Consider the following 14,715-nt stretch of genomic DNA (forward strand, 5'->3'; position numbering starts at 1 on the left):
CGCGTCACGCGCGAGCCGCCACCGATTGCGCGTCCGCGCGGCGAGGCGGCGAGAGTCGCGCGCGAACAGTGACGCCGCGCATCCGCGTTCACGGCGTTCTGTGACCGACCCTCGGCTTTGCCGCTTGCCCGCCCCCTTAAGCTCGCGCACCCGTTCGCCCGCCGTCGTCACGCCGCCTCGACGCCAGCCCAACCGGAGTGCGCCATGTCCAGCCCGCTGTCGAATTCCGAACGCGACTCGCTCCGTCGCCATCTGTTGCAACGCTACGGCGCGCTCGGCCGCGCCACGCCGTCGAAGGCCGCGCGCGCCAAGCTCGCCGGCGCCGCCGCCGCCGCGCCGGAGATGCAAGCCGCGCCGGTCGCGCTGATCCCGAAGGATCTGCCGAAAGCGCCGTTCGCGGTGCGCGCGCTCAACAACCTCAGCTACGGCGCCACCGCGCAAAGCGTGGCCGAGTTCAACGCGCTCGGCACGACCGGCGCGCTGCGTCTGGCCAACTGGATCGACTGGCAGCTCGATTGGGCCGCGATCGACGACAGCGCGCTCGACGCGCGTCTGGCGAGCGCCGGCTACACCACCTTGGGCAAGTCGCTGACCCAGCTGTGGGAAGACCACGTCAAGCCCAATCCCACCTACGACATCCGCATGCGCCCGGCCTGGGAAATCCAGCGCGGCGCGCTGGTGCGCGCGGTCCATTCCAAGCGCCAGCTGCGCGAGGTGATGGTCAATTTCTGGCACGACCACTTCAACGTCACCGTCGGCGACTACGACGCCGGCCCGGTGTACGTGCATTACCAGCGCGACGTGCTGCGTCCGCACGCGTTCGGCAATTTCCGCGCGATGCTCGAGGAAGTGGCCAAGAGCACTTCGATGCTCTACTACCTCGACAACGTCGACAACACCCGCGCCGGTCCGAACGAGAACTTCGCCCGCGAACTGCTGGAGCTGCACACGCTCGGCGCCGAGCATTACCTCGGCTTCATGGATCCGTTCCAGGTGCCGCCGGACGCGGAAGATCCGAACTATCCGTCCGGCTACACCGACATCGACGTGTACGAAACCGCGTCGGCCTTCACCGGCTGGTCGGTCAAGAACGGTCACTGGCAGTATCCCAACGACAACGACGGCAGCTTCGTCTATCGGCAGGCGTGGCACGACGCGGGTCCGAAGTTCCTGCTCGGCCGCATGCTCTATCCCGAGCAGCCGGCGCTGAAGGACGGCCGCGACGTGCTCGACCGCCTCGCCAGCCATCCGGGCGTGGCGCGCTTCATCTGCAAGAAGCTGATCCGCCGCTTCATGTCCGACACGCCCGATCCGGCGCTGGTGACCAGCGCGGCGGCGGTGTTCCGGCAGAACTGGCAGGCGCCGGACCAGATCGCCAAGACCTTGCGCCACATCCTCAACACCGACGCCTTCATCAACGTGTGGGCGGCCAAGGCGCGGCGCCCGTTCGAGGCGGTGGCTGCGGCGATGCGCACGCTCGGCAGCGACTGGACCCTCGCGGTGGGCAATCAGAAGAGCGACGAATTCGCCTGGCGCATGGGCTTCACCGGCCACGCGCCCTACGACTGGCCGGCGCCGAACGGTTACCCGGACACGCGCGAGGCGTGGTCGGGTTCCAGCAGCTATGCGATGACCTGGAAGATCCTCAACTGGTTCACCGAAGCCCAGGACAACGCCGTGCCGCTGGCGCCGATCCTGGCGACCACGCGCAGCAAAGTCGCCTCGTGGACGCCGAACGCGCTGGTCGATTTCTGGTGTCAGCGCATCCTCGGCTATCAGCCGACCGCGGCGCGCAAGCAGACGCTGGTGGCGTTCATGGCCCAGAACGGCGATCCGGCGACCTATGTCGTCACCGACACCAACGTTTGGGCCGCCTCCGACCTCAAGCGCCACTACAACCAGGAACGGCTGCGCAGCATGGTCTCGCTGATCCTGATGTCGCCCGAATTCCTTACCCGCTGAGCAGGTGCCGCCATGACCACCCGACGCGACTTCCTCAAGGGCACCTGCGCGACCGCCGCCGCGACCGCGGTCGGCGGCCCGTCGCTGCTGTTCGCCAACCCCGCCCTCGCCGCCGCCAACGGCCACGACACCATCGTGCATGTGTTCCTGCGCGGCGGCCTGGACGGCCTCAATCTGGTCGTGCCGATCGACGGCGCCGACCGCACGTTCTACGAACAGGCGCGGCCGAATCTGGCCATCGCCGCGACCGGCACCTACGGCGCGCTGCCGCTGACGCTCGCCAGCGGCGGCGGCACCGGCTTCGGTCTGCATCCCTCCGCCGTCGGTTTGCGCGATCTGTGGAACGCCGGGCATCTGGGCATCGTGCATGCCTGCGGCTTGCTGACCAGCGTCACCCGCAGCCACTTCGACGCTCAGCTCTACATCGACCTGGGCACGCCCGGCTCGCAGGGCATCGGCAGCGGCTGGATGGCGCGGGCGATGAACACCCAGCCCAACCTCAACGGCAGCGAGCAATTGCCGGCGCTCGGCGTCGGCGCGCGCCAGCCGGCGGGTCTGCTGTCGTCGGTGCAGGCGCTGACCATGGCCAGCCCGTCGGACTTCGCGCTCAACGCCGGCGCGTGGTCGTGGCAGATGGCGCGCAGCGGTTCGCCGGCTGGCTTTCGCGGCGTCAACGAAACCCTGGCGAGTTTGTGGACCGGCGCGTCCGCGCTGGAACTCGGCGGCCAGCGCGCCGACCGCGCGCTGCAAGTGATCGCCAAGCAAAGCTACAGCGCGGTGCCGGCCGGCTGGCCGACCACGACCTTCGCCCAGCAGTTGTGGACCATCGCCCAATCGATCCAGTTCGGCCTCGGCCTGCACTACGCCACGCTCGACCTCGGCGGCTGGGACACCCACGACGGCCAAGGCACCGCGGGCAGCGGCTACCACTACTACCAGAACAAGATCGCCGAACTTTCGCAGGGCTTGTCGGCGTTCTACGCCGCGCTCGACGCCAGCGGCCACGCCGGGCGCGTGACCGTGGTCGTGCAGTCCGAATTCGGCCGGCGCGTGCGCGCCAACGCCAACGGCGGCACCGACCACGGCTACGGCAATCCGGTGCTGGTGCTCGGCGGCGCGGTCAACGGGCGGCGCTTCTACGGCTCGTGGTCGGGGTTGGACCCGGAAATCCTGTCGCCGCATTTCGGCGACGTGCCGGTCACCACCGACCATCGCCAGGTGCTGTCGGAGCTGTTGGTCAAGCGCATGGGCAACAGCAATCTCGCCAACGTGTTTCCGGGCTACAGCGGCTATGCGCCGATGGGCGTGGTGCGCGACTTCGGCACGCTCGCGCCCAAGCCCGCGCCGGGCGCGCGGCGTTTGCGCGCGGCGCCGGCGCCCGCGGCGAGCGAGCCCGATCTGCTCGAGCGCCTGATGCGTTACGTGCAGGAACTGGTGGATTGATCCGCCGCGCGCGCAGCGCAACGCTGCGCGCTTCCAACGCGGACGCCGGCATCCGCCGGCGTCCGCGCCGCCTCAACCGCGCTGCGATGGGGTGAAAACGCCGCGAAACCGCATGCTGCCGGACGCCAGCCGGTCGTAGGCTTGCACCGCCCGATCCAGGGTGAAAGTCTCGACGATCGGCTTGACCTTGCCCTGCGCCGCCAGTTCCAGCACCTCGCTCAGATAGCGCTGGCCGCCGTGGGTGGAACCGATGACGCGCTGGCGCATCATGTGGAACGGCACGCCTTCCGACGAAATCGAGAACGGCTTGCTGAAGTCCAGCCCGCACAGCACCACGCGCCCGTCCACGCGCAAGCCGGCGACTGCCTCGCGCGCCGAATCGAAATCGTTGCTGGTCACCAGCAGCACGTCGGCGCCGCCGATCTCGCGCAGCTGCTTGCCGTCGGCGACGACATGGTCCGCGCCCAGTTGCCGGGCCAGTTCGTGCTTGTCGGCCGAATGGGTGATCGCGACCGTCTCGTAGCCGCAGGCCTTGGACAGTTGCAGCGCCACATGCCCGAGCCCGCCGATGCCGAGCACGGCGATGCGCTCGTGCGGTTGCGGCTGCGCGTCGCGCAGGCCGCTCCAGGTGGTGTAGCCGGCGCACATCATCGGCGCGGCATCGACATAGGCCAACCCGTCCGGCAGCAGCACCGTACCTTCGGCGGCGATGGCGATGTACTCGGCATGTCCGCCCTGGGCGGCGAATCCGGTGGTGCGCGGCTCGACGCAGTTCATCGCGGTCTGGCCGCTCAGCGGCCGGTTCTGGCGGCAATACGGACAGCGGCCGCAAGCCGACTGCACCCAGGTCGTGCCAACCCGATCGCCGACCCGGCGGCCGCGCACGCCGGCGCCGACCTCGACCACTTCGCCGACCACCTCGTGCCCGGGCGTCTGCGGATAGATATCGCCGCCGTACCCCTGGGTCGCCCACACGTCGGTGTAGCACATGCCCGAGGCGTGCACCCGCACCAGCACCTGCCCGGGCTCGAGCGTGGGCACGGGCACCTCGCGGACCTCCCACGGGCGGCCGGCGCCGGTCATCACGACTGCTTTCATTTTCATGGGTTCGCTCCTGGCTGAATTCGAAGGGGGCGGCGGCGCGGACGGCCGCGGCGCGGGCGGCGCGAGGCGCATGCGATCAGCCTAGGCAGCGTTGACTGGCAAGACAATCTCGCCAATCCTTTATTCCAAGATGAAGAATCCTCACCAATCCAAGAACGGCGATCTGTCGGCCTACTCGGTGTTCCTGGCCGTGGCGAACCAGCGCAGCTTCCGCGCCGCCGCCGCCGAACTCGACCTGACGCCGTCGGCGATCAGCCATTCGATCAAGTCGCTGGAACAGCGCCTGGGCATCCGCCTGTTCAACCGCACCACCCGCAGCATGGCGCTGACCGACGCCGGCGAGCGTCTGTTCGCCCGGCTGCGCCCGGCGCTGGCGGCGATCCAGGAGGCGGTGCTGGAGATCGAGGAGCGCCGCGGCACGCCCAGCGGCACGGTCCGGATCAACGCCAGCGAAGGCGCGATCCGTCTGGTGCTCAAGCCGCTGCTCGCGCGTTTCCTGCGCGAACACCCGCAGGTGCGCCTGGACATCGTCAGCGACGGCCGGCTCAGCGACATCGTCGCCGACGGCTTCGACGCCGGCATCCGTCTGGCCGAAGCGGTCGCGCAGGACATGATCGCGGTCAACGTGCTCGACCGGGTGCGTTTCGCCGCCCTCGCCTCGCCGGCCTACCTCGCCGCGCGCGGCCGGCCGCAGGTGCCGCAGGATCTGCTCGGCCACGACTGCATCCGCTTCCGCTTCGAAAGCGGGGCGATCTATCGCTGGGAATTCGAGCGTCGCGGCATCGTCGAGCGGATCAACGTCGACGGCCCGCTGACCCTGACCGACCAGCCGCTGATGGTCGAGGCCGCGATCGACGGCATCGGCATCGCCTTCGTCCCCGACCACCTCGCCGCCGACGCGCTGCGCGCGGGCCGGCTCGAACGCGTGTTGCAGGACTGGTGCCCGGACTCGCCGGGGCTGTGCCTGTACTACCCGGGCCACCGCCACGTGTCCTCGGGCCTGCGCGCGCTGATCGACGCACTGAGCGAGCAGCGCCCGCACCTGTCGGCGGCGGTCGCTTCGCTGTGACGTCGGCCGCTCAGCGCGGCGCGGCGCCGGCCGGGCCCGCAGCGCCGAACTTGTCGGCGAACACCTGCGCCACCCAATCGACGAACGCGCGCACCCGCGGCGACAGCTGCCGGTGCTGCGGATACATCGCCCAGGCCGGCACGCCGGGGCTGGCGTAGTCGCCCAGCACTTCGACCAAACGGCCGTCGTCGAGATACGGCTCCACCCCGTGCCGCGGCAACTGGATCAAACCGCAGCCGCGCAACGCGGCGGCGGCGTAGCAGGCGGCGTCGTTGACGTTGATCCAACTCTCCAGCTGATACTCGCGCAGCGCGCCGTCGACGGTCAGCTCGAACGGATAACGCAGGTCGCGATCGCTGGCGAAGAAGCCCACGGCGCGGTGCGCGCTCAACTCGTCGGGATGGCGCGGCACGCCGAAGCGCTGCAGGTAATCCGGGCTCGCGCACACCACCTCGGGCATGGTCGCGATCTTGCGCGCCACCAGCGAGGAATCGCGCGGCACGCCCGAGCGCACCACGCAGTCGATGCCCTCGCGGACCAGATCGACGAGACGGTCGCCGCTGCTGACTTCCAGTTCGATGCGCGGATAGCGCGCGTGGAACTCGTCGATGCGCGGCAACACGATGCCGGTGGCGTGGATGCCGTGCAGATCGATGCGCAACACGCCGCGCGGGTCGCTGGCGAGCTGAGTCAGCGCCGCGTCGGCGTCGTCGAGCTCGGCCAGCACGTGCACGCAGCGTTCGTAATAGGCCTGCCCGTCCAGGGTCGGCCGCACCTGCCGGGTGGTGCGTTCGAGCAGGCGCGCGCCGAGCCGCGCTTCCAATTCCTTGATCGCGTGGGTGGCGGTGGCGCGCGGCAGGTCCAGCACCGCGGCGGCGCGGGTGAAGCTGCCCAGTTCGACGATGCGGACGAACAGACGCAGGGTGTCGAGGCGGTCCATCGGCGGGCTCCGGCGGCTCGATTGTTGGCGATTATTGAATTGTATTGCCAATCCAGCCTGATTTATCCACCCAGGGTCAACGCGCACACTGCCGCCACCCCGACAGACCGGGGCTTCCCTCACCCGAACCGGAGTCCGCCATGTCCGCTCAGACCGCTCTTTCCACTCAGGCCGCCCTCGTCACCGGCGCCTCGCGCGGCATCGGCCGCGCCATCGCCCTGCGCCTGGCCGCCGACGGCTACGCCGTGGCGGTCAACTACGCCGGCAACGCCGCCGCGGCCGAGGCGGTGGTCGCGCAGATCCAAAGCGAGGGCGGCCGCGCCGTCGCGCTGCAGGGCGACGTCGCCGACGCCGAAGCGATGCAGCGCGTGTTCGCCGAAGCCAAGGCCGCGTTCGGCCGCCTCGACGCGGTGGTCAACAGCGCCGGCGTGATGCCTTACGTGCCGGTGCAAGGCGGTGATTTGGCCGAGTTCGACCGGGTGATCTCGACCAATCTGCGCGGCAGCTTCATCGTGCTCGGGCTCGCCGCCGAACACCTCGGCGACGGCGGCCGCATCGTCGCGCTGTCGACCAGCGTGATCGGCAAGGCGTTCCCGAACTACGGCCCGTACATCGCCTCCAAGGCCGGCGTCGAAGGCCTCGTGCACGTGCTCGCCAACGAACTGCGCGGCCGCAACATCACCGTCAACGCGGTCGCGCCCGGCCCGGTGGCGACCGAGCTGTTCCTCAACGGCAAGACGCCGGAGCAGATCGCCCACTTCACCGCGCTGGCGCCGCTGGAGCGCCTGGGCACGCCGGAAGAAATCGCCTCGGCCGTGTCCTTCCTCGCCGGCCCCGACGGCGCCTGGGTCAACTCGCAAGTGCTGCGCGTCAACGGCGGCTACGTCTTCTAAGCCCACGCGCCCCCTTCCCTTCTTTCCCCCCTTCCCTTCTTTCCCCCCTTCCCTTCTTTCCCCCCTTCCCTTCTTTCCCCTCTTTCCCTTCTTTCCCTTCTTTCCCCTCTTTCCCTTCTTTCCCTAATTCCCTAACCGGCGCCCCACGCCCGCCACCGGAGCCGCAATCATGCCCAACCATATCGTCCTCATCACCGGCGCCTCCAGCGGTTTCGGCGCCCTCGCCGCGCGCGCCCTCGCCCGCGCCGGCCACACCGTCTACGCCAGCATGCGCGAGACCCAAGGCCGCAACGCCGCGCAAGTCGCCGCCGCGGCCAACTACGCCCGCGAACACGGCGTGGACCTGCGCACGCTCGAACTCGACGTCGCCTCGCAAGCTTCGGCCGATGCCGCCATCGCCGCGGTGATCGCCGCGCACGGCCGCCTCGACGCGCTCGTGCACAACGCCGGCCACATGGCCTTCGGCCCGGCCGAAGCGTTCACGCCGGAACAATTCGCCCAGCTCTACGACAGCAACGTGCTCGGCGCGCAGCGGGTCAACCGCGCCGCGCTGCCGCACTTGCGCGAACAACGCCGCGGCTTGGTGCTGTGGGTGTCGAGCAGCAGCGCGCGCGGCGGCACGCCGCCGTATCTGGCGCCGTACTTCGCGGCCAAGGCGGCGATGGACTCGCTCGCGGTCAGCTACGCCGGCGAACTCGCGCGCTGGGGCATCGAAACCTCGATCCTGGTGCCCGGCGCCTTCACCTCCGGCACCAACCACTTCGCCCACGCCGGCGCGCCGGCCGACAGCGCGCGGCTGGCCGATTACGAACGCGGCCCCACCGCCGGCTTCGGCGCCGAAATCCTGCAAAAACTCGCCGCCGGCGTACCCGTCGACGCCGATCCCGCCAGCGTCGCCGACGCCATGGTCGCGATCCTCGACCGCCCCTACGGCCAACGCCCGTTCCGCGTCCACGTCGACCCCGCCGACGACGGCTCGGCGACCGTCAGCGCCGTCGCCGACCGCATCCGCGCCGAATTCCTATGGCGCAACGATCTGGCCGATCTGCTGCATCCGCGCATCGTGTAGTTCGGTTCGGCTGTAGGAGCGGCGTCAGCCGCGACCGCGAAACTTCAATCTCGCGCCGCACGCCCAATGCCGCGGTCGCGGCTTGCGCCGCTCCTACAAGTCGGACCTCGCGGCTGCGCGCACCAACGCGATGCCACGCACGCCCCCTGTAGGAGCGGCGCAAGCCGCGACCGCGAAACTTCAATCTCGCGCCGCACGCCCGATGCCGCGGTCGCGGCTTACGCCGCTCCTACAAGTCGGACCTCGCGGCTGCGCGCACCAACGCGATGCCACGCCCCCCTGTAGGAGCGGCGCGAGCCGCGACCGCGAAACTTCAATCTCGCGCCGCACGCCCGATGCCGCGGTCGCGGCTTACGCCGCTCCTACAAGTCGGACCTCACGGCTGCGCGCACCAACGCGTTGCCACGCACGCCCCCTGTAGGAGCGGCGCAAGCCGCGACCGCGCCAACCAAACCACGGCGCAAGGTCCAACGCCGCCGCCCCTCACCCCCAATCCCCCGCCTCAAAACAAAAACCGACGACGGCCATCCTGGCCGCCGCCGGCGGCGGGAGGTCGGCGCACAGCTTGGCCGCAACGCGCGCCGACGCCAATCAGACCTGTCAGAAACCGCAGTCGCCCGGCCGCCGCGCTCCGCCCCGCACTCCCCGCGGAATCTGCTTATGATTCGGAACCGCCGTCGCCACCCGCCGCAACGATGACCGCAACGCTCAAGCATGGACGCTCGCTGATCTGGATCGCCGCGCTCGCCGCGACCGGCGTCGGCATGTATTACTGGGGCCGCCGCAGCAGCGCCGACGCGCCGCCGCCGGCGGTCGCCGCGGCGGCGCCGGCCGCCTCCGCGGCCCAACCCGCGACAGGCGCCGCGACGCGCGCGCCGGCCGCGATCCCGCGCTACGACGCCGGCACCGCCCGCCCGCTGCCGTCGGTCGACACTCCGCTGCGGCTGATCCTGCCCGAGCTGCAGCGCCGCGCCGCCACCGAGCCCGCCGCCGCCTGCCGCCTCGCCGCCGAGATGGAATACTGCGACGGCCTGCGCATGCGTCTGGCCGGCGCCGAAAACAATCTGGACATGTTCGAGCACCAGCTCGAGCGCATGCCGCAGGATACGCAGCAGCAGCGCGAGCAGCGCCAGCGCATGGCCGAGAGCTACCAGAGCATGACCGACCGTCTGCTCACCCAGTCCGAGCACTGCGCGCAGGTGCCGCCGATCAGCGCCGAACAACGCGCCGCGTACTGGCGCCGCGCCGCGCTGGCCGGCGTGCCGGCGGCGATGCGCCATTACGCCAGCGGCAACGCGTTCCGCTATCAGGACACGCTCGACAACTTGTCCGGCTTGTCGACCTACCGCAACGAAGCCGAATCCATCGCCCGCGCCGCGGCGCAACGCGGCGACGCGCGCATGATGGCCTCGCTGGCGTTCGCTTATTCGCCGCAGCGCGACGGCATGCGCCGCAGTTTTCTCGGTCAAGCGGTGCAGGCCGATCCGGTGGAATCGCTGGCGCTGTTCTTGCAATTGCGCGATTCGCTGCCGGCGCAGGACGCCGCCGCCAACGCGGCGACTCCGCCCGCGCCGGTCGGCCCGGGTCCGCGCGGCCCGCGCGGGTTCGGGCGCGGCGATTTCAATCCGCGCGATATGGTCGATACCCAGATCCGCTCGCTGACTCGCGACCTGTCGCCCGAACAAGCCAGCCAGGCGCGCGAACGCGCTGCGGACCGCGCGCAGAATTGGTCGCCTCCCACGATGCCGGCGGCGCAGACCGGCGCGCCCGGCGCGGGGACGCAATCGAACGTGCCGGCGATGTTTCTGATGCAGGGCGGGTATGTGCCCGATGCGCAGCGGCAGGATTGCGAAGGGGCCAATTGAGCGCGAGGTGCGCGTGGTGCCGTTAGCGCGCGATGCGACGATGGGGCTCGGCGGGGTTTTCGGAATGCGGGGTTGCGACGGCGGTTGAAGTGGCGCGGTCGCGGCTTGCGCCGCTCCTACAGGGGCTTCGGGGACGTTTGTCGGAGCTGAAAGTTCGTGCGGTGCGCGATGGTTTCGACGTGCGGAGTTGCGACGGCGGTTGAAGTGGCGCGGTCGCGGCTTGCGCCGCTCCTACAAACGTTCTTCGGTTCCGGGAAGCGCGCCGTTTTCGGGGACGGGTTTGCGCTGCCGCCGCAACGGTTTGGCGGGTTACAGGTTCGAGGGGACTTCGCGGTCGAAGCAGAATTCGCCGACGGGGTGGCGCCATTCCTCGCTCGATGCGCTTTCGGAACGGCGCGCGGCGTCGCGTTGGCCGCTGTCGGTGTCGAAGCGCGCACACAGGCGGTAGGCGCGCGCGGCGCCCGGCAGGTAGCGGTAGGTCGCGCCGGTCAGCGGATCGGCGACGACCAGCGACAGCCCGGGCTGCGACGCCAGTTCGGTGAGGTCGGCCGGCAAGCGTTGGTGCTTGGGCCAGTAGCGGTTCATCTCGGTCTCGATGCGGTCGAGGTCGTGGGTGCGGCGCAGGTCCATGCGCGCCAGGCGCTGGTCGCCGGGGCCGCCCATGACGGCGATCGCCAGCGCCGAACTGGCCAGGATCGCCGCGCCGGCGGCGAGGATCAGAGTGCGTCCGAAGCTGAGGGTCATGCCTGCGTCTCCTCGCGGCGCAAGTCGCGGATGTAGTAGCAGAACGCGCTGGCGGCGACGGTCGCCACGGCCAGGCACTTGAGGCCGAAGCGCAGGCTCAGTTCGCCGCCGAGCCAGTGGTACAGCAGCGCGGTGGCGTCGCAGATCAACGCGGTCGCGGCCAGGAACAAGGTCAGGTAGGTCAGCCAGCGGCGTACCGGCGACAGGCGCTTGCCGGGATTGCGGCGCACGTCCGCGTCGATGACGTGGCACAGCCACGCGAACAGCGGGAACGCCACCGCCAACGACGCCACCGACCAGCGCAGCGAGGCGTCGAGCTGCTGGCTCCAGAACGGCGAGCTATCGATCGCGTCGGGCAGATAGAACCCGATCAGGTCGAACCACAGATCGCACAGGTGGAAAGCGACCACGTACAGCGCGCTGAAGGTCAGCAGGTAGACGAAGGTTTCCCGCGCCGACAGCGATACTCGCGGACGCGGGACCGGCAAGGGAAAGGCGCTGTCGGCGTACGCGTCGAGCGCGCCGCGCACCTGCGATTCGCTCCAGCCCGCGGCGATCAGCGCCTGCCCGGTGGCTTGGCGCGACTGTCCGCTCGACAGGGATTGATGGACGAACCGCTCCAAGGCCGAAATGCCCGCTGCCATGATCGCCGCTCCGTGGGAAGACGGGCCGACTCTAGCCGCGGTCGCGCGCGCGCGGCATTGCGTTGCGCGGGCGACGCGCGAGGTCTAGCCAAACGCTACCGGCCGGCGCGTTCGGGGCGACGTTCGCCGGCTTGCGCGGGGGCGTTGCCGCCGCAAGTGGGGGCGTATGCGCGCGAGGCCGGGCGGCGCGTTTCGTGAAAGCGCTTCGGACTCGCCGCCTGTCGCGCAGACGTCGCTCGACGACTGCGGAAACGTTCCCTCGACGCATCGCCACGGGTGCGCGGCGCACGGGCGAGGATCGTCTTCTGCAACGGCCAGCCCGGCTCCACCGTCGACTTGATTCAGAAGAAGGGCGGCGAAGAGCCCGACGGCAACGTGCGCCTGGGCCTGGGCAGCGACAGCTTCCGCCTTCGGCGCCTCCATCGAGCGACGCGGCGATCCGAAGAGCCGCATCCGGTCGCCCGCCCCTTTCCGCGAAGCCCGAGCATCCCGCCCTGCCCGCCATCCAGACCCACGCGGCGGACCGAAAAGCCCACGGCGCTTGCCATTCAAATTATACCCGGGTAATAATTACCACCTCATCCAAACCCGGCCTCCACCCATGAGCCCCACCCCCGGTTACACCGCCTTCGCCGGCCAGCGCCTACTCGCCCGCGGCCGTCTGGCCGAGGTCGCCGTGGCCGTGCACGCGGCGGCCGCGCGCGGCGGCGAGGCCGAGTTGCTGGTGTTCGACGACCGCAGCGGGCAGCAGGTCGACCTGCACCTCGGCGGCGACGCCGCCGAGGTCGCGGCGCGTTATCGCGACCTGCCGGCCGCCTCCACCGACGATGAAGCGTCCGAGGCCGAGGAGACGCAAGCCGCCGAAGCGCCGCGCGGCCGCGGCCGCCCGCGCCTGGGCGTGACCGCGCGCGAGGTCACTTTGTTGCCGCGGCATTGGGACTGGCTCGCCGCGCAACCCGGCGGCGCCTCGGTGACGCTGCGCAAGCTCATCGATCAGGCGCGCAAGCACGGCGAAACCGGCATGCGCCAACGGCTGGCGCGCGAAGCCGCCTACCGCTGCCTCAACGCCCTGGCCGGCAACGCGGCGGGCGCGGAGGAAGCCACCCGCGCATTGTTCGCCGGCGACCGCGACGGCTTCGCCCGCCGCATCGAGGCGTGGCCGGCCGACGTGCGCGAGTATCTGCACGTGCTGGCCGCGGACGCATTCCCCGCCTGAGCCGCCGCGTGCGGCGCAGGCGGCGAGCCGCGGCCTGCTTCGCCGGATCGATGCGTTTGCTGTAAGCGCCGCGAGTCGATCCGCCCGCGCCGGCCGAATGGTTTTGCCCCGCGCCAGTCGCGGCTTAGTGCTTGTTCGTTCGACCCGGCCGATGCCGCTCGACCGGAGCGCCGTTCCGAGCCGAAGTTTCCAAGCCGTCGTACGTCGATCCGGTCCGACGTATTGCGTTCCGGCTCGCGACGCATCCGTCCCGACGTATCCGGATCGTCTCGCCTCACTCGCCACACCCGCTTCGCTCGACTCACGCCGCGGCATCCGCTCCGGCGCCGACACCCAACCCCGCCCGTCCGTCCCTTTCTTCGCCCCCACTACGCCACAGGATCCGCCATGCGCGACCTCACCCAGGGATCGATTCCCAAACATCTGATCTCGCTCGCCGTCCCGATCGGCATCGGCATGCTGTTCCAGATGCTGTACGTGCTGATCGATCTGTACTTCGTCTCGCGCCTGGGCGACGCCGCCATCGCCGGCGTCGGCGCGGCCGGCAATCTGCAATTCCTGGTCATGGCGATGAGCCAGGTGCTCGCGGTCGGCGCGATGGCACTGATCGCGCAAGCCTGCGGCCGCAAGGACGCCGACGACGCCAACCGGGTGTTCAATCAGAGCCTGGTGCTGGCGGTCCTCGCCGCGGTCGCGACCTTGATCGCCGGCTACGCGCTCAGCGGCGCCTACATGCGCGCGATCGCCGCCGACGCCGCCAGCGCCGCGGCCGGCGTCGCCTACCTGCACGCCTTCCTGCCCGGGCTGGCGCTGCAGTTCGCGCTGGCCACGCTCGGCGCGGCCTTGCGCGGCACCGGCATTTCCAAGCCGACCATGCTGGTGCAGATCGTCACCGTCGTGCTCAACGCGATCCTCGCCCCGGTGCTGATCGCCGGCTGGCTGACCGGCCGCGCGTTCGGCGTCGCCGGCGCGGGCTGGGCCAGTTCGATCTCCATCGCCGTCGGCGTGGCGTTGATGCTGCTGTATTTCCTGCGCCTGGAGCATTTCGTCGGCGTCGATGCGCGCGAGCTGCGGCCGCAACCGCCGGTGTGGCGGCGCATCCTCGCCATCGGCCTGCCGCCGGGCGGCGAATTCGCGCTGATGTTCGTGTTCATGGGCGTCACCTACTGGTGCCTGCGCGGCCTCGGCACCGACGCGCAGGCCGGCTACGGCATCGGCATGCGGGTGATGCAGGCGATCTTCCTGCCGGTGATGGCCATCGCCTTCGCGGTGGCGCCGGTGGCCGGACAGAACGTCGGCGCCGGCCGCGCCGAACGCGTGGCGGCGACGTTCCGCAGCGCGGCGCTGATCGGCGCCGCGGCGATGTTCGCGCTCACGCTGCTGTGCCAGTGGCAGCCGCAGTGGTTCATGCGGCCGTTCGCCGACAACGCTCAGGCCGCGGAGATCGCCACCGGTTTCCTGCGCATCGTGTCGTGGAACTTCGTCGCCTCGGGCTTGATTTTCACCTGCTCGGGCATGTTCCAGGCCTTGGGCAATACCCGTCCGTCGTTGTACGCGAGCGCGTCGCGCTTGCTGACCTTCGCGCTGCCGGCGATCTGGCTGTCGCAGCATCCGGGCTTCGAGGTGCGGCAGTTGTGGTTCTTGTCGGTCGGCACGACGGTGTTGCAAGCGCTGACGGTGTGGTGGCTGTTGCGTCGCGAGTTGCGGCGGCGCTTGCCGCTGATGGGGACGGCCGCGGCGTGAACCGTAAGCGAGCGCCTCGCGTT

General features: G+C 70.3%; 12 protein-coding genes. 8 read left to right on the forward strand and 4 right to left on the reverse strand.

The annotated features are described in order from the left end of the window. Window positions 1-204 precede the first annotated feature (204 nt). Together J5226_RS18595 and J5226_RS18600 are read left to right on the forward strand one after the other, a co-directional pair. Window positions 205-1,962 (forward strand): DUF1800 domain-containing protein, encoded by a 1,758-nt coding sequence (locus tag J5226_RS18595; protein WP_215835990.1) that lies wholly within the window; start codon window positions 205-207, stop codon window positions 1,960-1,962. 12 nt (window positions 1,963-1,974) lie between these two features. Continuing rightward, window positions 1,975-3,405, forward strand: a complete 1,431-nt coding sequence (locus tag J5226_RS18600) for a DUF1501 domain-containing protein (protein WP_215835991.1) — start codon at window positions 1,975-1,977, stop codon at window positions 3,403-3,405. Window positions 3,406-3,477: 72 nt separating this feature from the next. On the opposite strand, the gene J5226_RS18605 is transcribed toward J5226_RS18600, so the two are convergent. After that, window positions 3,478-4,509 carry an alcohol dehydrogenase catalytic domain-containing protein gene (locus J5226_RS18605; protein ID WP_215835992.1) on the reverse strand — a complete coding sequence of 344 codons (1,032 nt, stop codon included), beginning with the start codon at window positions 4,507-4,509 and terminating at the stop codon, window positions 3,478-3,480. Window positions 4,510-4,639: 130 nt separating this feature from the next. On the opposite strand from J5226_RS18605, the gene J5226_RS18610 reads away from it, so the two are divergent. Further along, a complete protein-coding gene (locus J5226_RS18610; protein ID WP_215835993.1) occupies window positions 4,640-5,578 on the forward strand; it encodes a LysR family transcriptional regulator in 939 nt (312 codons plus the stop codon). A 10-nt stretch (window positions 5,579-5,588) separates the two neighbouring features. Here the strand turns inward: J5226_RS18610 and J5226_RS18615 are convergent, their stop codons facing one another. Beyond that, entirely contained in the window at window positions 5,589-6,518 is a 930-nt protein-coding gene (locus tag J5226_RS18615; protein ID WP_215835994.1) for a LysR family transcriptional regulator, read from the reverse strand. A gap of 140 nt (window positions 6,519-6,658) precedes the next feature. Here J5226_RS18615 and J5226_RS18620 point away from each other — a divergent pair, with 140 nt between their 5' ends. The 3 genes from J5226_RS18620 to J5226_RS18630 all read left to right on the forward strand — a co-directional run bounded on the left by J5226_RS18620 (window position 6,659) and on the right by J5226_RS18630 (window position 10,345). After that, window positions 6,659-7,411 (forward strand): SDR family oxidoreductase, encoded by a 753-nt coding sequence (locus J5226_RS18620; protein ID WP_215835995.1) that lies wholly within the window; start codon window positions 6,659-6,661, stop codon window positions 7,409-7,411. A 169-nt stretch (window positions 7,412-7,580) separates the two neighbouring features. Next, window positions 7,581-8,480: an SDR family NAD(P)-dependent oxidoreductase gene (locus tag J5226_RS18625; RefSeq protein ID WP_215835996.1), complete on the forward strand. Its 900-nt coding sequence runs from the start codon at window positions 7,581-7,583 to the stop codon at window positions 8,478-8,480. 695 nt (window positions 8,481-9,175) lie between these two features. Then, window positions 9,176-10,345, forward strand: a complete 1,170-nt coding sequence (locus J5226_RS18630; RefSeq protein WP_215835997.1) for a hypothetical protein — start codon at window positions 9,176-9,178, stop codon at window positions 10,343-10,345. 309 nt (window positions 10,346-10,654) lie between these two features. On the opposite strand, the gene J5226_RS18635 is transcribed toward J5226_RS18630, so the two are convergent. Then, on the reverse strand, window positions 10,655-11,089 hold the full coding sequence (locus J5226_RS18635; protein WP_215835998.1) for a hypothetical protein: 435 nt from the start codon (window positions 11,087-11,089) through the stop codon (window positions 10,655-10,657). Beyond that, window positions 11,086-11,733 (reverse strand): DUF5671 domain-containing protein, encoded by a 648-nt coding sequence (locus J5226_RS18640; RefSeq protein ID WP_215835999.1) that lies wholly within the window; start codon window positions 11,731-11,733, stop codon window positions 11,086-11,088. The genes J5226_RS18635 and J5226_RS18640 overlap by 4 nt, the downstream gene beginning before the upstream one ends. Window positions 11,734-12,334: 601 nt before the next feature. Here J5226_RS18640 and J5226_RS18645 point away from each other — a divergent pair. Together J5226_RS18645 and J5226_RS18650 are read left to right on the forward strand one after the other, a co-directional pair. Beyond that, on the forward strand, window positions 12,335-12,949 hold the full coding sequence (locus J5226_RS18645; protein ID WP_215836000.1) for a DUF2239 family protein: 615 nt from the start codon (window positions 12,335-12,337) through the stop codon (window positions 12,947-12,949). A gap of 387 nt (window positions 12,950-13,336) precedes the next feature. Further along, window positions 13,337-14,692, forward strand: a complete 1,356-nt coding sequence (locus J5226_RS18650) for an MATE family efflux transporter (RefSeq protein WP_215836001.1) — start codon at window positions 13,337-13,339, stop codon at window positions 14,690-14,692. The last annotated feature ends 23 nt before the right edge of the window (window positions 14,693-14,715 follow it).

Origin of the sequence: Lysobacter sp. K5869 (assembly GCF_018847975.1) — a bacterium.
Taxonomy (GTDB): Bacteria; Pseudomonadota; Gammaproteobacteria; order Xanthomonadales; family Xanthomonadaceae; genus Lysobacter.